Annotated in this window: 16 protein-coding genes, 1 tRNA gene and 1 pseudogene; 5 read left to right on the forward strand and 13 right to left on the reverse strand. The window is 58.8% G+C overall.

Translation table 11 applies throughout. The features are described from left to right. Positions 1-34: 34 nt before the first annotated feature. Positions 35-859 (reverse strand): IS5 family transposase, encoded by an 825-nt coding sequence (locus FNL56_RS21045; RefSeq protein ID WP_143577461.1) that lies wholly within the window; start codon positions 857-859, stop codon positions 35-37. 409 nt (positions 860-1,268) lie between these two features. Between FNL56_RS21045 and FNL56_RS21055 the strand changes: the two are divergent. Then, positions 1,269-2,283, forward strand: a pseudogene (locus tag FNL56_RS21055) (IS3 family transposase); the annotation flags it as partial. Positions 2,284-2,862: 579 nt separating this feature from the next. On the opposite strand, the gene FNL56_RS21065 reads toward FNL56_RS21055, so the two are convergent. From FNL56_RS21065 to FNL56_RS21090, 6 genes are all read right to left on the reverse strand, one after another. Next, a complete protein-coding gene (locus FNL56_RS21065; RefSeq protein WP_210245424.1) occupies positions 2,863-3,750 on the reverse strand; it encodes a Brp/Blh family beta-carotene 15,15'-dioxygenase in 888 nt (295 codons plus the stop codon). Beyond that, positions 3,747-4,916: a lycopene cyclase family protein gene (locus tag FNL56_RS21070; RefSeq protein ID WP_143574872.1), complete on the reverse strand. Its 1,170-nt coding sequence runs from the start codon at positions 4,914-4,916 to the stop codon at positions 3,747-3,749. Before FNL56_RS21070 ends, FNL56_RS21065 begins: the two co-directional genes overlap by 4 nt. Then, complete coding sequence (locus FNL56_RS21075) at positions 4,906-5,868, reverse strand: phytoene/squalene synthase family protein (RefSeq protein ID WP_143574873.1); 963 nt, start codon at positions 5,866-5,868, stop codon at positions 4,906-4,908. Before FNL56_RS21075 ends, FNL56_RS21070 begins: the two co-directional genes overlap by 11 nt. Further along, entirely contained in the window at positions 5,865-7,361 is a 1,497-nt protein-coding gene (gene crtI / locus FNL56_RS21080; RefSeq protein WP_143574874.1) for a phytoene desaturase family protein, read from the reverse strand. The genes FNL56_RS21075 and crtI overlap by 4 nt, the downstream gene beginning before the upstream one ends. Further along, positions 7,358-8,275, reverse strand: coding sequence for a polyprenyl synthetase family protein (locus FNL56_RS21085; RefSeq protein ID WP_143574875.1), 918 nt, complete (start codon positions 8,273-8,275; stop codon positions 7,358-7,360). Before FNL56_RS21085 ends, crtI begins: the two co-directional genes overlap by 4 nt. 73 nt (positions 8,276-8,348) lie before the next feature. After that, the gene (locus FNL56_RS21090; RefSeq protein ID WP_143578619.1) at positions 8,349-9,119 is read right to left on the reverse strand and encodes a bacteriorhodopsin-like; all 771 of its coding nucleotides are present in this window, start codon (positions 9,117-9,119) and stop codon (positions 8,349-8,351) included. Between the two features lie 895 nt (positions 9,120-10,014). Here FNL56_RS21090 and FNL56_RS21095 point away from each other — a divergent pair. From FNL56_RS21095 to FNL56_RS21120, 4 genes are all read left to right on the forward strand, one after another. Continuing rightward, positions 10,015-11,232 carry an efflux RND transporter periplasmic adaptor subunit gene (locus FNL56_RS21095; RefSeq protein WP_246661598.1) on the forward strand — a complete coding sequence of 406 codons (1,218 nt, stop codon included), beginning with the start codon at positions 10,015-10,017 and terminating at the stop codon, positions 11,230-11,232. Between the two features lie 36 nt (positions 11,233-11,268). Next, positions 11,269-11,454, forward strand: coding sequence for a hypothetical protein (locus FNL56_RS21100; RefSeq protein ID WP_143582325.1), 186 nt, complete (start codon positions 11,269-11,271; stop codon positions 11,452-11,454). Positions 11,455-12,052: 598 nt separating this feature from the next. Next, positions 12,053-12,769, forward strand: coding sequence for a hypothetical protein (locus tag FNL56_RS21110; protein ID WP_143574879.1), 717 nt, complete (start codon positions 12,053-12,055; stop codon positions 12,767-12,769). Between the two features lie 263 nt (positions 12,770-13,032). Further along, positions 13,033-14,004, forward strand: a complete 972-nt coding sequence (locus tag FNL56_RS21120) for an integrase (protein WP_246660747.1) — start codon at positions 13,033-13,035, stop codon at positions 14,002-14,004. A 195-nt stretch (positions 14,005-14,199) separates the two neighbouring features. Here FNL56_RS21120 and FNL56_RS21125 read toward each other — a convergent pair. The 6 genes from FNL56_RS21125 to FNL56_RS21150 form a co-directional block, all read right to left on the reverse strand. Next, a tRNA-Lys gene (locus FNL56_RS21125) sits at positions 14,200-14,275 on the reverse strand. A gap of 171 nt (positions 14,276-14,446) precedes the next feature. Further along, positions 14,447-15,040, reverse strand: a complete 594-nt coding sequence (locus tag FNL56_RS21130) for a Spy/CpxP family protein refolding chaperone (protein WP_143574881.1) — start codon at positions 15,038-15,040, stop codon at positions 14,447-14,449. Between the two features lie 106 nt (positions 15,041-15,146). Beyond that, a complete protein-coding gene (locus FNL56_RS21135; protein ID WP_143574882.1) occupies positions 15,147-16,472 on the reverse strand; it encodes a TRAP transporter large permease in 1,326 nt (441 codons plus the stop codon). Then, positions 16,469-17,041, reverse strand: a complete 573-nt coding sequence (locus FNL56_RS21140) for a TRAP transporter small permease (protein WP_143574883.1) — start codon at positions 17,039-17,041, stop codon at positions 16,469-16,471. The genes FNL56_RS21135 and FNL56_RS21140 overlap by 4 nt, the downstream gene beginning before the upstream one ends. A gap of 149 nt (positions 17,042-17,190) precedes the next feature. After that, positions 17,191-18,192: a TRAP transporter substrate-binding protein gene (locus FNL56_RS21145; RefSeq protein WP_143582326.1), complete on the reverse strand. Its 1,002-nt coding sequence runs from the start codon at positions 18,190-18,192 to the stop codon at positions 17,191-17,193. Between the two features lie 262 nt (positions 18,193-18,454). Then, on the reverse strand, positions 18,455-20,032 hold the full coding sequence (locus tag FNL56_RS21150) for a 2-isopropylmalate synthase (RefSeq protein ID WP_143574885.1): 1,578 nt from the start codon (positions 20,030-20,032) through the stop codon (positions 18,455-18,457). Positions 20,033-20,164 lie beyond the last annotated feature (132 nt).

Consider the following 20,164-nt stretch of genomic DNA (forward strand, 5'->3'; position numbering starts at 1 on the left):
CTTAGAGTCTGACTCATAATGAATTCGTTTGATTTCAGGCTTTTGCAAGCCGTCTTATAAGGACGCGAATGTGAGCGACGAACGCCCAGGCAACGGCGCTGGCGATTGTGGTCTCGAAGTCCTTTGCCAATCTGCGGCAGCGACCGAGCCATCCGAACGTTCGTTCGACGACCCATCGGCGCGGTAGGATTTCGAAGCCCTGCTCCCTGTCGGATCGTTTTATGATTTCTATCGTCCAATTGCCGATGCGCTTCAAAGCTTGACGCAGCTTATCTCCGGCATAGCCACCATCGGCAAAAATATGGCGCAGCCACGGATAGCGATAACGTATCGAAGCAAGAACGCACGGGGCACCATCACGGTCCTGAATGCTGGCTTCGTGCACGACCAGCCCGACCAAGTTTCCTTGCGTGTCGGTGACGATGTGGCGCTTGCGGCCCTTGATTTTCTTACCTGCATCATAGCCCCGGGGGCCGCCGCTTTCCGTGGTTTTCACCGACTGGCTGTCAATCACTCCGGCCGTTGGGCTCGCCTCTCGGCCAGCCGCCTCGCGCGAGGCCATCACGAGCGTGTAGTTCAGCGACGCAAACAGTCCGCCGCGCGACCACGCGTAGAAATAGCCCTGCACCGTCGAGTAGGGCGGGAAATCCTTGGGCAACTGCCGCCATTGGCAGCCGGTCGACGCAATATACAGGATCGCATCCATCACCGTTCGCATATCTGTCGCACGCGGGCGACCGAGCGCCGAAGCAGGCGGCAGAAGCGGCTCCATCACAAACCACTCGGCATCCGTCGTATCGCTTTCATATCGCAAGCTCGCCCGCCTATAGTGTCGGCGGGTGATTTCAGTCCAGACCATCGTGCTCTCCCTCGAATCTTCGCAAATCCGAAGGAATCACAACTGGCTGAAATCACTCAGCTTCTTTTTCAGTCAGCCTCTTAGAGGTAAAAAAACAATCTGGAGTAGTAATGCTCTCACGCAGTGCAATGGCTTGCGATCTTAGTGGTCTTGCGACCATTCAGATTCACTAGACTGCGTATGTTCCCCCGGCTTTCGAGCTTCGGACGCAGTGTAGAAGTCGAGATATCCGCAGAGCCTTCGTGCAATAGCAATCCATCGATAATATCCCGACCCGCAAAAGCCAAGCTCTACTATCGACAAAATATATCTGATTCTCTTTGAAGCGGTTTTTTTTGGAAGCTCTTAACCTGCCCCTGCCGATTTCCGCCAGTTGAAGCTAGAGTTCGGCCTTCCAAAGGACGGACAGATGAAGCGAGCCAGGTTTGCGGAAGAGCAGATTATCGGTGTTCTGCGCGAGCACGAGGCGGGGGCGAAAGCCGCCGATCTGGCGCGCAAGCACGGCGTCTCGGAAGCGACACTGTATAATTAGAGGGCCAAATTCGGCGGGATGGACGTCTCTGAGGCCAAGCGGCTGCGGCAGCTCGAGGACGAGAACGCCAAGCTGAAGAAGCTGCTGGCCGAACAGATGTTGGATGCCGCGGCGTTACGCGAGCTTCGGTCAAAAAAATGGTAGGGCCCGCCGTCCAGCGCGAGGCTGTCGCGCATCTGCAGGCCGAACTGGGCCTGTCAGAACGGCGGGCCTGCACCATCGTCAGCGCCGACCGCAAGATGATCCGCTACCGGTCGTGCCGGCCGCCGGATGGCGAACTGCGCGTCCAATTGCGCGAGCTCGCCAACGCCCGCCGGCGCTTCGGTTATCGCCGACTGTTTGTGCTGCTGCGTCAACAGGGCGAGCCGTCCGGGTTGAAACGGATTTACCGGCTCTATCGGGAGGAAGGCCTCAGCGTCCGCAAGCGCCGGGCCCGCCGCCGCGCGGTCGGCACCCGGGCGCCCATTCTGGTCGAGGCTCGGCCGAATTCCCGCTGGTCGCTGGATTTTGTCCACGACCAGTTCGCTAATGATCGCCGCTTCCGGATCCTGAATATCGTCGATGACGTGACCCGGGAATGCCTGGCGGCGATCCCCGACACCTCGATCCCGGGACGGCGGGTGGCGCGCGAACTGACGGCGTTGATCGATCGCCGCGGCAGGCCTGGCATGATCGTCTCGGACACCGGACCGAGTTCACCTGCAACGCCATGCTGACCTGGTCGGAGAACAACCAGATAGCCTGGCACTTCATCGCACCGGGAAAGCCAATGCAAAACGGCTTTTGTGAAAGCTTCAACGGTCGGATACGCGACGAGCTTCTCAATGAAACCCTGTTCTTCGGGCTCGACCACGCCCGGGCCAGAATTGCGGATTGGGCCGACGACTACAACTCGAAGATCCGCTTCGAGGTATGCCGCTGCTTCTTCGGCCGGTCCTTGTCGGTCGCCAGAATCGCATCAATAACACCGCTGAACTCGTCGAGCTTCGGCCGTAAAGGCGGCTTCCTGCGCACGTACCCGGGCGGCACCGAGAACTTCAGCATCTTCGAGACCGTCCTGGCATTGATGCCGAACCGGTCTGCCGCAGCGCGCTCGCTGATCCCCTCGATCAGAACGGCGTGCCGGACCCGCGCATAAAGCTCCACTGTCTTCATCCCCCGTCCCCTGCCGCTCCAGACAAAGGACTCTAACTGCCGCAGTTTTACTCCGGCGCAGCCAATCAAAGCGGCCGCTTCAGTGAGGCAGTATTGCTCCGGCTTTGACACATGAGATTGACCACCGGCGGCAGATCCTGACTTTGATCGCACCAGGGTCAGATATGCACGCAGGAAGAATAGGAAAGACCTTTAGAGATCAACTTTTAAATCCTACGTCGGTATTTTTCCGGAGCAAGTTGGAAGGGAAGGAGACCGGAACGTGTCCGGAGTTGGCGTTAAGTGCCGGGTATCGCGCAAGTGATTCCCGTCGAACTCAGGACTTTCTTATCCAGCCAGAAAGCCTGACGCGTTCCACGATCGCCATATGGGGAACGGTCAGCGCCGCAAGTCCAACGAACACAAGCTGACTAACCCGCACATCAATTGCAGTGTCGCCAAAGGAATTCCAAGCTGCGACTGACAAAATGACCGTGACCAACATCGGAGTTGCGGCCGTAAAAACTATACGGGAAAGCGAGATTTGATCAAAATAATTCATAGTGCGCAAAATATGGCGAGCACTGTGCATGATGCAGAAAAACACTGTGAAGGCGACGAGAGGCGGCGCGAGTGTCGCAATTAATCCCAGAGCGGCGATTTCAAGGCCAGAAAGCCAATCGGACTGCATGCGAGCGATCGCTGCGAGTACAAGGCCAACTAACCAGGGCCATTTGAGATACAGCAGCGCCGCCACCGTCTGCATCGCCGCATCGGGACCAACGAGAAATGAAAAAAGCTGCGTCACCTCCGGTGCGTAGAAGATCGTCGGGAGCACAATGATCGCGCCACCATAAAATACGCGCGAAAACACCGGGGTACCCGGAGACGGGTCGCCGGAAAAATGGACGATGGATATCACCAGAAATCCCGCAAGGAACAACTGAGGTGCGAATTGCCATAAGGCGACGACGAGCGCTGCCGGAATGAAATAGACCACCGTAAAGCCGACCCATTCCTTTGCTGTCCGGACATTATACAGATTTCTTGCAAAAACCGTATCCAGCACGCCATGCGGCACGCCCAGGATGACGATTAGAATAGCCATCGCCACTAATTCGGTTTGCGGATCCAGCCGCTGGACCAATTCGGCAGAAGCTGCGACGGCAAGCGCCGTTGCGCAAAAAACCAATCCCTGAATGCGTTGCGCTCGAATCGGCATCATAAGGCTTCACGCAATCGTGCCGACCGCAGGAACGCACTGGGGATTTCCTTCAAGAACGGGATGACCGGCAAGACTGATGCAACAATTGCCCGATCCAGCAGGGTACCGCCGTCACTCAGGAAGCGGATTATACGTGCGGGATCCACCTTTTCGAACATGGATAAGAACATGGCGGGCGCCGCTGCGGAACGGGTGTGCAGCACTGAAAGGAACAGGTGGTCCATGCCGCGAAGCAGCAGGGGATCGGGCTCATGGCCGATCGGGAACTTTCCCTCACCGAGCTGTTGGGCGCAAACATCGGCCCACCGCTGAATACGCTGGAAAGCATAACCAGTGCTGGCGCGCGCGCCGCCCCAGTCCAGGCCTGCTCGCACGTAAGTAACATCTGGATTTGGTTTCGCGGTGGCAGTGCCCATTGGCAGGACACCGTTTTCCTCACGCAAAATCCTGAAGCCGACACCATTTACATATCGTGCGACAGCGGTACTTAAATCACTTGAAAGAGCTGGTTGACCCAGCGGATCTGGCCCGAAAACAGTTGTCTCGATCAGAGCGCGGTAGGGCGACACGGGAAGAACATAAGAAAAGCGAATGTTCGTTGCATTGCCATCGTCAAAGTTCATCAAATCGGTGCAGGTAGGATTGAATACTGCATCTTCGCATTTAATCTCGCGGCCGTAGAAAGACTGCCACAGGATGGCTGTACCGCGTGTAGCCTTCTTTACCGGCCGCGTATCAATCACCATGCTGGCTTGGTGTCGCGCTTGGCTGGTTTCAATCTGCCACTTGCCTGAGCGTTTGTAAGGTAGATCGAGTACGGATGCGTTCATGATCAGCTGGATGCGTTCGTTTTTGGAAATTTGCTTGATAGCTGCAGCGTAAAAAACGTCGGCAGGAAGCATTTGATAGGGTGTTGCGCCGCAGTCCACAGTAACGCTGCGGCCCTCAGCTTGAATTTTCATGTTTTGCCACCGATGCTGAACCAGCGGCCGTATGCGGGTAGAGCCGTCATCCCAAAAACACCATGTTCGGTCATTGGTGTAGCGGGTTCGCTCTTCGATAATGAGTGCGCGCGGGCAATTGGGCCCCAGTTCGGCAAGCCGCATGCCGAGGCTCAAACCTGCACAACCGCCGCCGAGAATGATGAGATCGGCGTCAGACTGCACGGTCGTCCCCCGCCACCTGCGCCATGCACGGCAAGCCAACGATCGCCGTATGCAACGCCGCGTTGTACTCTTGGGGTGAGACCCAAAAGGAAGGCCGAAGCACCTGGCTCAACAGGGCACGAGCAGTCAATGCAGCCTTGATGCCGCCATGCAGAACGACCCGTCCTGACCAATAGGCACAATCGCGTCTTCGAAGCTCTTTGCCGATCGCTTCATAAACACGCGCGGCAACAAAAATGCTACTTCGTGCGCGAACGGGCAGATAGCGCAAGCCCAATTCGCCGCTACGGTAGTAGCGATCGGCAAGATGTAAGAGATCAGCCACACATTTTCGCAAATGAGGTCGTAACCCATCCGCCGGTGAAATGAGCAAATCGGGCGAAACATCGCCAATCATGCTGGCCGGCAAATAGCGCCGCCCTAGAGCCGCGTCTTCCGCGATATCACGGCAAATATTGGTGAGTTGCATGGCGATGCCGAGATCAACAGCATGCGGCAGAGCAGCGGGATCATCCACATCCAGCACACTGCACATCATCAGCCCGACGGTGCCGGCAACGCGATAGCAGTAGCGCAAAAGGCAATCAATATTTTCCATCCTGACTGTTTCAAGATCGGATGTCACGCCCTCGATCAATTCCAGCATAATAGCTGGATCGATCCGGCATTCGCGCATGAGGTCCAGCATGTCGCTGATTATCGGATCGGCGGATACGCCGGTCGTGACGGCAAGTGCGGCACTGGAGAGGTCGAGTCTGGCGGCATCCTGTGACGATGCACTGTCGGCAAGGTCGTCGATCAGACGGCAAAATCCATAGAGGCGGGTGGCTCTTGCAGCGTGAACAGAACCCAGCAGATGCCGCGCCCAATGAAAACTGCGCCCTTTGGCGGCAAGTATGGCATCGGCCGACGCCCGGGTCTCATTCTTGGAGGCGGGCCACGACATAGTCATGGCATCACCATCGATGGAATGAGCGCATCCACAACCTTCGCCGAGCACAAAACGCCGGGAACGCCGGCTCCTGGGTGCGTGCCAGCGCCAACGAGAAAGAGGTTTTGGATTCCCTCGGCACGGTTATGAAAGCGGAACCATGCCGATTGTCGAAACAACGGGGCGATAGAGAAGCCCGCGCCATGCGTGCTCAGATAGTCCTGTCGGAAGTTCTCTGGAGTTATGAAGAAATCGCTCGTAATCGTTGCTTCCAGGTTCGGCAGGATAGTTTTGCTGAGCGCCTTGACGATACGATCCTTCAGGCGCGGACCTTCCCTGGTCCAATCGATCTGACCTTGAAGGTTGGGAACCGGACAGAGGACATAAAAGCTATCGCAGTTGGGTGGCGCAAAGCTCGCATCCGTGGCGGTCGGTCGATGAAGATAGAGCGAAAAATCTTCCGACAATACTTTACGGTCGAAAATATCACTCAACAATTCGCGATATCGCCCGCCAAACCAGATTGTATGATGTGCTACCGCCGGATAAGTCTGCGTCGTGCCGAAATACAGAACAAACAAACCCATAGAAAAATGCGCAGCCGCCAGTTTCAGCTTAGTCGATCTGGCCTGCGCGGTCTTTTCGACCATCGAGCCGTATAGGTGGGCAGGATCGCAATTGGATACAATGACATCGGCTGTCATTGTTCGTCCGTCATCAAGGGTCACGCTTTGAGCGATGCCATCCCTGACATTGATGGCCGCTACCGTGGTCCCCAGCTTGATCTTGATGAATTGTCGCTCCATTAGCTCGCCAAGGGCTTTAGTTATCGCTCCAGTACCACCCATAGCGAAATGAACACCATGTGCACGTTCGAGAAAGTGGATCAGGCCATAAATGCTGGTCGTGTCGAATGGATTGCCGCCGAGAAGCAGCGGTTGAATCGAAAATGCCTGCCGCAGCTTGGGGTTGGACATATAACGCGACACTAGCCCCCACACAGACCGATAGCTGCCCAGCCCGACGAGGCGAGGGATCTGGCGAACCATGGTCATGAAACGATCAAACGGTTGGGCGGAGAGTTCGGTAAAGCCGATCTCGAAAATCCGTTTGGAGTGCGCTAGGAGTGCTAGGTATCCATCGCAATCGCGTGGTTCGATCCGCCTAATTTCGGCCAGCGTTTCTTCCAGTGTGCCTCCATAATCGAACGTTTCGCCATCGGCAAAACAAAAGCGGTACCATGGTTTCAGTGGCACCAGATTAATGTGCTCCGCCATCCGCTCGCCAAACAGGAGAAACAATTCCTCGAACAGGAAAGGAGCCGTAATGACAGTTGGACCAGAATCGTGGCGAAAACCGCCGCGTTCAAAAACCTGGGCGCGGCCGCCAAGAGTAGCGCATCGATCGATAAGCGTAACTTCATAGCCTTTTGATCGCAGACGCAGCGCCGATGCAATCCCGCCAAATCCTGCACCGATGACTATGGCCCGATTAGGTGCTTCCCGGATGGTCATAGCCGTGCAGCCAGGCGCAGGGCGAGTTCGCGCAAGAGGGCGCCCGACCGCTTTGGCAAGTTCTCCGCCTCATCAGCTGCTGTGCGAAGACGTTTAAGACCAAGGGTGCGCGCCAGCTGTCCGGCATCTGCACCGTGCCCGGCTGCCCGCAATACTGATAGAATATTCAATGAAGCAGGCTTTGAATCATGACCGGCTTTTCTCGTTCCGGTGTCCTTTCCAAAATCGGTGATGTCATCGAAGATCTGATAGCCGACAGCGAAAGCATCTGCCGCACGCCGTGCGACTGCGCGAAAGTTATTGTATCCGGAAGCCACAAGGGCTAATTCGAATGGCAATCCCAACAGAGCGCCAGATTTGGCAATGGCGATTGTTTCGTAAGCTCCGACGTCATCAATGGTTTGGCTTCGAGCCTCAAGATCAGCGCATTGACCAGCGATTGCGTGTGCGGCGCGCGCATGGACAAGCGATATCAACGCTGGCAGAAGTTCGGGGCTACTGAAGGTCGCGAGGGCGGCGTAAGCGGAGGAGAGTAGCAAGTCGCCTGAACAGATCGCCATATCATCTCCGAATGCTGCCCATACACTTGGCAGTCCACGGCGGAATTTATCCCGATCCTGTAAGTCATCGTGAATAAGCGACGCGTTGTGCAGAAGTTCCACTGCGGTCGCGATGCAGACAGCGTCTCCAGATGTTAATCCGAGCGCTCGTCCAGCGTCGAGTGCTAGGAGAAACCGGATCCGCTGACCGCCGGCGGCCACGTGATAATGAGCGGCGCGGGCCGAGGTAGGGAAAGTGTTCGTGCTGCCATTCTCTGGCTGCAATAAATCGACCAGCCATGCATCCATCGCGCTCGTTTGATCGCGGACTGTGTCATGAACTAAAGCCGGAACATCGGCAGTGGATGCGTACATGGCTATATCCCAAAACCCTGGAGTTCCGGCGCGGCAATCTGCTGCGCCGGAATTAGATCAGGTAAGCGTCTGACTATCTTGCGGTGGCCAACTGTCCGGGACCATCGACAAAGCCCTCTGCCTCAGACTTTCGCCTAGCGATCATGTAAATCAGCACACCGAACCCGGCTTTGGCAACGATGTCAGCAACGGTGTAACCGACCTGTACGGCGGTGATTGCTCCGCTACCTGTGAAACCGATCATCGGAAAGATAAAAACGATCGGATAGAAGCACCACGAGATTACTGTTACATACCGCGCGAGGCTCACGAGACCGCGCGCTGATGTGGGCTGCTTGGCGATCGCATCGCTCAGACCAACGAACAGGTCATAGACGATAACCAGGAACGGCAGCATAGCCAATACCCACCAGAGCCATCGCGTGCTGTTGACCTCAGAAATTTCTCCCGGGTAACCAAGAACGACCATGAGTGCAGCGAGCAATCCGAGCTTGGTCGATTTCGCGATTGTTTCGCTGGGGGACAGGCGCATGACGAGAATTAGTTCGATAAGCAGCAATGGCACGGTAAGTAACCAGTCGACATAACGGTAAGCATCGTTGAATTTGATACCGGAGTCCTTGATCTGCCCGGAAACAACTGTGAAAGACGCATCCCAAGAGTTAAAGATACGGACGTAGTGATAAAGTGCAATGAACGTCACCAGTCCAGTGAGTGTCAGCGCCGTTCTATAGGCTGGCGCCACCTGCGAGCGCCCGAAAAAGGAGAATATGGTCGCCGAAGCCATTACGGCGATCGTAAAGGAAAACGCATTGTATACGAGGTCGTACTGCCAAACTTGCATTGAAGCCACTTGACGATCTCCTGCTTAGTTGTAGTCAACATTAGACGGGACCGGCACGGTTAGTGCCGGTGTTTTAGCCAACAACAAGTATTACGAATCCGCGAGAGGTTTGGATCACGATAAAGAAAAACTTTTTTTACGAGCGCCGCTCTTTGATCCGCACTACCGAACAAGAGGACAAAAAGCAGACGTCGGCTCCAGCTCAGATAGCAATGCCCCCTTGGTGCACCCTGTTCTAGTGCCAGCCGCGCTGGTTACGCGGAGAAGGTTCGACCCCAGCTCCTATCCCTCCGCCACCGCAGCCGCAGCCGCGCTCCTCACGCCGCCGATCGCCAAGGGGTGACGTGCCCCCGCCAAATTAGGCCAGTCTGACCTGGAATTTTCCATTTATGATCCCTGACGGTACGAGGAGAGTTCTATGATAGTCCCGCGGTGCGCGCGATGAAAACCTACCGCTCTTCACACTGAAGGCGGCGTGATCGAACTCGTTGCCTTCGGCTTTTGGTATGGCGATGGTTCCGATTGGCCTCAGCGACATGGTGTCCTCACGGTTTGGCAAGCGCTGCCGGCATGGCGGGCGTCCGCCGTACCGTCTCCGCCGTCTTGAAGCGCGCGGGACATCACGTTGGCGCAGATCCAGAACAAGCGCGCCAGGACCTTTTCAAAGGCAAGACGGTGCCGCTGGGGACCCATGCGCCGCGCTGGCTGGAGCGCAGTTGAAAACTGTTCGCAGGCTTGCAGATTTTTGAACGAGATTCGTACGTGCGCATGAGTTTTTTTGATTGTTTGAGCCGCCAGATGAGCACTATTAGCGCTGGGACAAGACAAAACACCGCGGATTGAGCGCGCCTCCGATATGGATGGTCGAGTGATAAAATTTACTGAACGATTTCCGATGCTTAGCCGCAATCGCGTGATGTTTGGCGCGGCCGTCGTAGCGGTCGCGATCGTCGGCGCCGTGGCGTTGTCGCGGACCGCCGAAACTCCGCGGCCTAATTCCGAAGTATCTAGCCAGTCGCGCAAGATCCCGACGCGCTATGTGACCGCCCCGGCCGAATGGGCCAGCCTGACCGTCGAGCCGGTCAGCGCGCGGGCATTCCGCGCCGAGCACGTCACCGAAGGCAAGATCGCCGTCGACGAGGACAAGTCGACGCCGGTGTTTTCGCCCTATGCCGGGCGGGTGACAAAGCTGCTCGCCAAGCCGGGCGACAGCGTCCGCGCCGGCCAGCCGCTGTTCAGCATCGAGGCCGCAGACAATGTCGGCGCGCAGAACGATTTCATCACCGCGATCACCAGCCTCAACAAGGCGAAATCGCGGCTCGACCTGGCGACGATCCAGGACAAGCGCGCCAAGGACCTCTCCGAAGGCCGTGCCATCCCGCTGAAGGACTACCAGCAGACCCAGGCGACGCTGCTGCAGGCGCAGAACGACCAGCGCTCCGCCGAAACCGCGCTGGAAGCCGCGCGCAACCGGCTGCGCTTCCTCGGCTTCACCAATGAGGCGATCACCGCGTTTCAGGACCAGGGCAAGATCAACCCGGAGACCACGATCTATGCGCCGATCGCGGGCATCGTGGTGGCACGCAAGATCGGCCCTGGCCAGTTCGTCAGCGCCGGCGCCACCGATCCGGCCTACGTGATCGGCGACCTCTCCACCGTGTGGCTCACCGCTTTCGTGCGCGAGACCGAAGCCTCCGAGGTCGAACTCGGCCAGGAGCTGACCTTCAACGTGCTGGCGCTGCCCGGCCGTGTGTTGACCGGCAAGATCAACTACGTCGCCACCGCGCTCGATCCTGCGACGCGCCGGCTGATGGTGCGCGCCACCCTGGACAATGCCGCCGGATTGTTGAAGCCGGAGATGTTCGCCACCGTGACGATCTACGCGCCGGGCGACCAGCCGACCGTCGGCGTGCCGCGCCAGGCGCTGATCTACGAGGGCGACCAGGTCCGCGTCTGGGTCGCGCATGATGACGACAAGACGATCGAGCTGCGCGTCATCAAGACCGGGCTGGTCAACGGCAACCTGGTCGAGGTCTCCGGCAATTTGCGGCCGGGCGAGCGCATCGTCACCAGGGGCTCGCTGTTCATCGACCGCGCCGCATCGGCGTCCTAACTCCCAGCTTCGGCTTTTCTGAAAGGTCCGATCTGGATGGATCGTCTCGTTGCCCTTGCCGTCAACCGCCGCTTTCTGATGGTGGGGCTGTTGCTCGCCGTGATGATCGGCGGGGTGTTCGCGTTCAATCAGCTCAACATCGAGGCCTATTGTGGCTATAGATTCGCTATTCGTTGGGGAGATGCGACCGATGATGGACCAGATCAGCAAGTCGTCGGCTGACGTCCGTAGTTCGATCGGGCGAGATCTTGTTGCCACCCAGCACGAAACCGGTGACACCATTCGATTTGCTGGCTCACTCGCTAAAATGTGCGCGGCACTTGCCTGAGTTCTCGGAGGCATCATTGCATTCTTCGTCGGACGAAGTGTCATTCGTCCGGTATCGGGCATGACGAATGCGATGACAACGTTGGATCGGCGGCTTCAAGCGACGCGATTGACATTAAACCCAGGATGAATCGCGCTTGTGCTGCCGGACTGGTGGCGGCCCAAATAGCGCGCAGATCGCGCAACTCGTCCCTCTCACTAGAGGCGCGACGCATGCCATCTCGGATTCGCTGACGAACAGCCGGGTCGGCCATCCGAGCTTCGGTCGCCTGGCTCACTTTCGCTCGCTTTTCAGGATCATCCCAGCGAGCGAGATTGGCTGCACCGATCTTGGCGCGCGTCTCCGCGCTGTGCTTCCGCCTCCCAGTCTCAGTCATAGCGATGCTCGGGACAGCTCAACCCGTCTAAAGCGGCGCTCCGTGGGAGCGTCTTCAATTTCCGAGGTGCTGCGACCGGTGCTTACATTTGAGATTTACTCAAATGGAGGTGATTCATGGCCAGTCCTACCCAATTGATTGAAGCAGTCGCCAAGGCGCTCAACGTGCCGAAGGTCACTATATTTCAACATGACCGGTTCTTAGTCACGGCGGGGTATCGCAAGGTCGCAGGGAGGGGGCGTGCCGCGAAGGTGACGCCGCAGGACGCTTCGGCTCTGCTCATCGTGGTCGCAGCGAGTCCGATTTCTGGCCCAACGGTTAAAGCGAGCCTGGCCAGCTTCGAAAGTTACAACTGCCTCTTCGCTTCTGACAGCGATAACCAAGAAGCTACGTCATGGGCCGCCCTCAAGATATTACAGGACCTTCCAAAGGTGCATACCCTGCATGAAGCGATCTCTGCGATCATTGTTTTACTAGCAAGAGGTCTTCCCGCTCATGGTGGAGATATTTTCGAAAATGTTCCAGCCCTCGTCGCTCAAGGACAATACTACTTAGACTTCACTATCAGTTTCGAAGCTCCGCTTCCGATGGCAAGCATTCGGATTTACGCAAACATATACGATCCTCATTCCGATCAGCCGGAGAGAGCTGAGCAAATGACATCAGAAATTCTCTACCGGCCTACTGCATCAATGATGGCATCTTACCTGGATGACCAGAGCGAGATTTTCTCGGGAATTCACGTGATTTCAGATTTCAAACAAGTCCGCAGCTTCGGCATTTTTACTCTTCAGCAAATCGCGCGGATTTTTGAAGTCAAGGCGACGGAATGATGAGGCGTTTTTTTTTAGATTTACCTAGCGATTGACCATTGGTTATGTCGCTATCTATGCCCGATGAGATTGAAAAGGTAGCAAAGTGACACGTCGCGTCGGCACCTTCCTACAGATTGACGTTAGCCGAGCAATTCGGGCTGCGAAGCGTGAGGGCGCCGACGCAATTCAAGTGGCCTCGAATGGCACCATCACCATTTTACTGAAGGCGCCGCCCGTCCTATCGAGCAACGAGGACGAATTCCAGAAGTGGGACCGCACCAATGAATCGGCGAAAGCTGCCCGGCGTCGCGACCGCCACCAAACGGCTCGCTGACGGCTCGGTTCGAAAATATTACTACGCTTGGCGCGGTGGGCCGCTCCTCACGAGCGAGGATGGGAAGCCGCTGGCGCCCAATGATCCGCTGTTCATAGTGGCCTACGCGGCCGCGCACACAGAGCGTACCAAGCCGGTGGCCGGGACGCTGTTCTCTTTGATTGTGGCATACAAAGCTTCGACTGAATTCACGACCCTCTCAGATTTCAGTAAGAAGGCGTATCGTCGATACCTGAAGATGATCGAGGAGGAGTTCGGCACGATGCCCCTGTCCGTCGTCCAAGACCGGCGCGCCCGCGGAAAGTTCAAGGCGTGGCGCGCCACCATGGCGGACAACCCGCGCACCACGGATTACGCCTGGACGACCATTGCTCGAGTGCTTGCGGTGGCCAAGGATCACGGCACTATCGCGATCAACGTCTGCGAGCGCGGCGGCCGGCTATATGAGTCGGACCGCGCCGACATCATCTGGCTTGACGAACACATCACAGCGTTCTGCGCTGCAGCCTCAACGGAGCTTCAGTTCGCTTTGCTAATCGCTTTATGGACAGGCCAGCGCCAAGGCGATTTAATCAAAATCACCTGGTCGCAATACGACGGCACCCATATTCGTCTGCAAGTGGGCAAGCGCCGAAAGGGAAAGGCAAAAAAGCGTGTATTGATCCCGGTCGGCTCGGCACTAAAAACCGCGCTCGATGCTCGCCGGCCCGCGAATGCTGATGGTCCGATCTTGCGAAACACTTTGGAGAGCCATGGACCAGTGACGGATTTCGAACGCCCTGGGGGAAAGCCTTCGACAGGGCGAAGCTCGGCGACTTCGATCTGCATTTCCACGACCTACGGGGCACTGCTGTCACACGGTTGGCTCTGGCAAGCTGCACAGTCCCGCAGATTGCTGCGATCACGGGGCACAGCCTAAAGGACGTCGAAACGATTCTCGAAGCCAACTACCTCGGCGGCCAGGCGGAGCTTGCGGATCAGGCCATCGTCAAGCTGGTCGCGCAGCACGGTTCGTGAACCAAAACTGCAAACCAAGGCGCAAACCGAAGCGACCGTTCCGTTTTGTTCTATGAGGAATTTTTCTTAAAACCCCTTTTGCCGAAGCACTTAGGGGTGGTGGGCGCACCAGGGCTCGAACCTGGGACCCGATGATTAAGAGTCATCTGCTCTACCAACTGAGCTATGCGCCCGGATCCAACCGGATACCCTCGCGGGATGGCGTCGTTTAGCAAAGCGATCCGGGGATGGCAAGCGTGTGACAGCACAATATCTGCGTCGCCGGCATTTTAATGAATTCGCAAAAAAGCCGCTGAAATTCAGCGGCTTTTTTCTACGCGCGGCGTCTTTCGCCGATCCTTCGGCTACAGCCGCTCGGGGCCCATACCCCGATCGCGCTCGAATCGGCGCGGGCCATCGCGATCCCCGCCGCGATCGTCGTCGCGGTCGAAGTCGCGACCGCCGCGGGGGTGACGGAATTCGCCGCGCGGGCCACCATCCATCCGCGTCAGGACCGAAAGCCGGCGCTTCTGGCCGTCGTCGAGGGTCCTGTAGAGCGGGTCCGCGGTCTCGGCGATCTTCTTCATCGCGGCAGCGGTGGCGGCCATGTCGTCGGCGCGCTTCTGCAGGCGGGCGACCGGGTTGTCCGGCGTCTCCGACTTGCGGGCGTCGTCGCCGCGGTCGTTCCTGCGTTCGTCCATGCGGGCGTTGGCGCGGTCGATCCGCAGCTTGGCGAAATCGCGCACCGCGGCCTCGACCGGCGGCCACAATTTTTCCTGATCCGGCGTCAGTTTCAGACCGGCCTTCACCGCGGCGATCCTGGCGTCGGCAAAGGCAGCGCGGTCTTCCGGGTTCATCCGGGAATGATGGTGGTGGCCGGGGCCGCCGTGTCGGGCATAGACCGCCGTCGTGCCGGCGAGCGCCAGCACCGCGACGCTGGCGAGCAAGATCTTTCTCATGGCAAGTCCTCCTGTGGATCGTTGCCGAACGATGCGCGCCCTGCCCCAGCCTTTCAACTTACGCTTTGGACATGGTGTTACCGAATGTGGACGCGCCACGATTTCGTCACAGCATGCCAAGCATCCGCGGCAGCCACAGCGACAGTTCGGGAACATAGGTCACGACCCCGAGAAACGCGATCATGGTCAGCAGCCATGGCAGCACCGCGATGGTCAGCTCGGAGATGCCCATCTTGGCGATGCCGGAGGCCACATAGAGATTCAGCCCGACCGGCGGATGGCACATGCCCACTTCCATATTGACCACCATCAGAATGCCCAGATGCACAGGATGGATGCCGAGCTTGACGGCGACCGGAAACAGGATCGGCGCCATGATCAGCACGATCGAGGTGGCCTCCATGACATTGCCGGCCACCAGCAGCAGCACGTTGACGATCAGAAGGAAGATCACCCAGTTGACGCCGATCCCGGTGATCCAGTTCGCGATCTGCTGCGGAATGTTCTCGTTGGCCATCAGAAACGAGAACAGCACCGCATTGGTGATGATGTAGAGGATCATCGCGCTCATATTGGCCGAGGACAGTAGCACCTTCGGCACGTCCTTCAGCGTCATGTCGCGGTACACGAACACGGCGATGACGAAGGCATAGACGGCGCTGACGGCGGCGGCCTCGGTCGGCGTGAACCAGCCCGCATAGATGCCGCCCAGCACCACCGCAATCAGCAGCAGGCCCCAGATGCAGCGCCGGAACGCCGCCCCGCGTTCTGCCCAACTGGCGCGTGGCAGCCGCGGATAGTCGTTCTTCCAGGCGCGGTAGAAGGTGGTGGCGCCGAGCAGCGTGGCCAGCATGATGCCGGGAATGACGCCGGCCATGAATAATTGCCCGACCGAGGCCGACGACACCCGCACGCCCGACGGATCCAGCGCGACGCTGCCGCCGGTCGCCACCGAATAGACCACCATCACGATCGACGGCGGGATCAGGATGCCCAAGGCGCCGGAGGTGGTGATGACGCCGGCGCCGAACTGCTTGGGAAAGCCCTGCCGCACCATCGCCGGCATCATGATCGAGCCGATCGCGATCACGGTGGCCGGCGACGAGCCCGACACCGCGGCGAACAGCGCGCAGGCCATCACGGCAGCAAGGCCGAGCCCGCCGTACCAGTGCCCGACCATCGAGGTTGCGAAATCGATCATGCGGCGCGCGACGCCGCCATGGGTCAGGAAACTGCCGGCGAGGATAAAGAACGGGATCGCCATGATCTCGAAATTCTCGATGCCGGTGAACAGTTTCAGGGCGACGGATTCGATCGGCACCGAGGTCATCAGGAAGATGAAGGACAAAACCGTGAGACCCAGCGCGATCGAGATCGGCATGCCCGTCAGCATCAGGAAAATCAGCAGCAGAAAGATCAGCGTGGTGCTCATCGCGCGATCCCCGCCGCAGTCACGGGCGGATCGACTTCGATGCCCTCGACATAGGAATGATCGTGATGCGGCAGTTCATTGGTCCGCGTAAAATTCCAGGCGACCTGCAGGAAACGGAAGCACATCAGGTAGGAGCCGAGCGGGATGCAGAGATAGACCAGCCAGCTCGGCAACTCCATGTCGGGCGTCACCTGGTCGGTATGCATGAGGCCATAGACGAACTTCGCGCCCATCGTGCCGATCACCGCCGTGAAGAACGCGCCGCACAGCAATCCGAACAGCACGGTCCCCTTGCGCCAGCGCGGGTTGAGCTGATTGACCAGCACATCGACGCCGACATGGATTCCAGTCCGTACGCCATAGGCGGCGCCGAACTTGGCCATCCACACGAACATGTAGATGCACAATTCCTGCGCCCAGGACAGGTTGATGGGGAACAGCAAGGGATAGAAGAACGGCACGCCCACCAGATAGCGGTGCAGCACCGCGATAAAGATGATGAAAGTGGCAGCGCCGATCAGAAACGTAATCAGGGTTTCCTCAAGCCGGTCGAGGATGCGTAGAAACATGAAGTCTCCCAAATAAATCTTTGTCGTTCCGGGGCGGGAGCAGCGAGAGCTGCGACCGAACCCGGAACCCCGAGATGTTCGGCGCAATACACATCAAGGTTCCGGGTTCGCAGTCGGCTGGCGCCGCCCGCGCCCCGGAACGACAACTACTAGTTCGTCGTCGCCTTGGTCTCTTTCAGAAATTCCTCGATCAGCGGCTTTCCGACGCGGCCGGCGACGTCGTTGTAGACCGGCTCCATCGCCTTGCGCATCGCGGCGTCCTGTTCGGGTGAAAGCGTGATGAATTCGCTCTTGCCGGTCTTCTTGATCTCGGCCAGCGCCTCGTCATTTTCCTTGGCAGACTGGCCGTTGCCATAGGCGGTAGCTTCCTTCATCGCTTTTTCGAGCTGCGGCCGCACGTCCGCCGGAAGGCCGTCCCAGAACTTCTTGTTGGCGACCACGACATAGCCGATGTAGCCGTGGTTGGTCAGCGTGGTATACTTCTGCACCTCGTGCATCTTCTGGGTGTACATGTTGGAAGGCGTATTCTCCTGGCCGTCGACCACCCCCGTCTGCAGCGACTGATACACTTCCGAGAACGCCATCACCTGCGGAATGGCCCCGAGCGCGCGGAACTGGGCCTCCAGCACTTTCGACGACTGGATGCGGAATTTCAGGCCCTTGTAGTCGGCGGGCGCGACCAGTCGCTTGTTGGCGCTCATCACCTTGAAGCCGTTGTCCCAATAGGCCAGCCCGGTCATGCCCTTGGCGTCGATCAGCTTCAGGAGCCGCGCGCCGAGCGGCCCATCGGTGACCTTTCGCAAGGTCGGCAGGTCCGGCAGAATGTAGGGCAGATCGAACACCTCGAATTCACGAATGCCGATCGGGCCGAACTTGGAGTTCGACGGCGCCAGCATCTGCACCGCGCCGAGCTGCAGCGCCTCGAGCTCTTCCTTGTCCTTGTAGAGCTGCGAGTTCGGGTAGACTTCGACCTTGACCTTGCCGTCGGTGTATTTCTCGGCAAGCTCCTTGAACTTGTCGGCGGCCAGCCCCTTCGGCGTGTTCGGCGCCACGACATGGCTGAACTTGATCGAGATCGGCGCCTGCGCTGCCGCCGGGGCGATCCAGGCAAAGGCCGCGCAAGCGGCGGCGGCCATCAACGATCTGCGCATGGTCTTCTCCCTGGTGACGTGGAGGGACTCGTTGAACGGCCCCTGCCTTGGATGTCTCGTCGAGCAATACAGAGAAGCCGGCTCAAGCGCTATTGGCTGTTCGCAGGGATGCGGGAAAAACGATGCTGCGGTGCAAACGAAAACGCGGCGCGTGAGGCGCCGCGTTTCACTTCTTTGATGTGGTGGTCACCGGCCTCGCGCCCCCTCCCCCGCAAGCGGGAGAGGGGGCGCAGAGCCATGCGGCTCCGTGATGGACGCTGCCCTACTCCGCCGCCGAAACCTGCGGCATGTCGCGCTGGCGCTTCATGACGATCTTGTTGAGCGCGCCCAGATAGGCCTTGGCCGAGGCGACCAGCGTATCGGGATCGGCGGCACGCGAGGTCATGGAGCGACCCTCATGCGCCAGCCGCACCGACACTTCGGCCTGCGCGTCGGTACCCTGCGTGACCGCATGGACCTGATACAGTTCCAGCTTGGCCTCATGCGGCACCAGCAGCTTGATGCAGTTGAACACCGCATCCACCGGCCCGTTGCCCTCGGCCTCCTCGATCTTGATGACGCCATCGATATCGAGCTTCATGGTGGCGCGTTGCGGGCCGTGGGTGCCGGCGATCACCGTCAGCGAGGCCAGCTTGATGCGGTCATGCGCGGCGGTCATTTCCTGATCGACCAGCGCTTCCAGATCCTCGTCGTAGATGTCCTTCTTGCGGTCGGCCAGCGCCTTGAAGCGCACGAAGGCGTCTTCCAGCTGGTTGGCGCCGAGCTTATGGCCCATCTCCTCCAGCTTGTGAATGAAGGCATGGCGGCCGGAATGCTTACCCATCACCAGCGAGGTCTGCTTCACGCCGACCGTTTCCGGCAGCATGATCTCGTAGGTCTGCGCGTTCTTCAGCATGCCGTCCTGATGAATGCCGCTCTCATGGGCGAAGGCGTTGCGGCCGACGATCGCCTTGTTGAACTGCACCGGGAACGAGGTCGCCGCCGACACCACCTTGGAGGCACGCGTCAGCATCGTGGTGTCGATGTTGTTCCAGTACGGCAGCTTGTCGTTGCGGGTCTTGATCGCCATCACGATCTCTTCCAGCGCGGCATTGCCGGCGCGTTCGCCGATGCCGTTGATGGTGCACTCGATCTGCCGCGCGCCGCCGCGCACGCCGGCCATCGAATTGGCCACAGCCATGCCGAGGTCGTTGTGGCAGTGTACCGAGAACACCGCCTTGTCGGAGTTCGGCACGTTTTCACGCACCCGCTTGAACAGGTCGTAATATTCCTCGGGCACCGAATAGCCGACGGTGTCGGGAATGTTGATGGTGGTGGCGCCGGCCTTGATGGCGGATTCGACGCAGCGGCACAGGAAGTCGAATTCGGTGCGGGTGCCGTCCTCGGACGACCATTCGACGTCGTCGGTGTGGTTGCGCGCGCGCGTCACCGACGAGATCACCAGATCATGGACCGCGTCGGGCTCCATCTGCAGCTTGAACTTCATATGGACCGGCGAGGTCGACAGGAAGGAGTGGATGCGGCCGCGCTTCGCCGGCTTGATCGCCTCGGCGCAGCGGTCGATGTCCTTGGCGCCGGCGCGCGACAATCCGCAGATCACCGAGTTACGGCTGCGCTTGGCGATCTCGTGCACGGCCTCGAAGTCGCCGTCGGAGGCGATCGGGAAGCCGGCCTCGATCACGTCGACGCCCATATCGTCCAGCATGGCGGCGATCTCGAGCTTTTCCTCGAACGTCATGGTGGCGCCGGGACACTGCTCACCGTCGCGCAAGGTGGTGTCAAAAATGATGACGCGGTCTTTGTCGGACTTGTCCTGAACGGACGGGGTGGTGGCGATCATGGGAGGTATCCTTGAATCGGGGCGCCGCTGTCCGGGCGCCGGAGGGGGCTGGTCATCTCACAATCCCCTGAGTACCCAGGCCAAAAAGGCCCAGCCGGCGCTCAGGGGCAGATAAGAAGAAGCAGTCCGCCG

Source organism: Tardiphaga sp. vice304 (assembly GCF_007018905.1).
Classification (GTDB): Bacteria; Pseudomonadota; Alphaproteobacteria; order Rhizobiales; family Xanthobacteraceae; genus Tardiphaga.